Raw genomic sequence first — 430 nt, 5'->3', positions numbered from 1 at the left:
CGCCGTGAGCACCGCCCAGGTGCTGGCAGACATCGTGCCCGAGGGCCTCATGTGGGCATCCGACAAGCCCATGCACCCGCAGCTCGCGAAGGACATCGTCGAGACGATCGCCGCGCGCCTGCGCTCGCTCACGAAGGAGGGCTACCTGCTCGGCGGCTCCGCGTGGCTGGATGTCAGCGTGAACCAGACGAGCGAACTGAAAAGCGGCCGCATGGTCATCGACTACGACTACACGTTCGTGCCGCCGCTGGAAGACCTGGGCCTGCGCCAGCGCATCACCGATTTCCAGCTCAAGGAGCAGGCCGCCCGCCTGGGCCTGGAGCAGTACACCAGCCTGCTGGCCGACGCGCAGGCCGACCTGGAGGCCGTGGCCCGTTCCATCGAGCAGGGGGGCGTGCGCGCCGCGGGGCTGCAGGCCGAGATCGACCGG

General features: G+C 69.5%; 1 protein-coding gene. It reads left to right on the top strand.

Annotated elements, in window-relative coordinates; translation table 11 throughout:
- The coding region (locus FJV41_RS57465; RefSeq protein WP_281291680.1) for a phage tail sheath C-terminal domain-containing protein at nucleotides 1-430 on the top strand (430 nt) is incomplete at both ends.

This window comes from Myxococcus llanfairpwllgwyngyllgogerychwyrndrobwllllantysiliogogogochensis (genome assembly GCF_006636215.1).
GTDB lineage: Bacteria > Myxococcota > Myxococcia > Myxococcales > Myxococcaceae > Myxococcus > Myxococcus llanfairpwllgwyngyllgogerychwyrndrobwllllantysiliogogogochensis.
The sequence above is the reverse complement of the archived record's forward strand: the minus strand, read 5'-3'. Positions and strand labels throughout refer to the sequence as shown.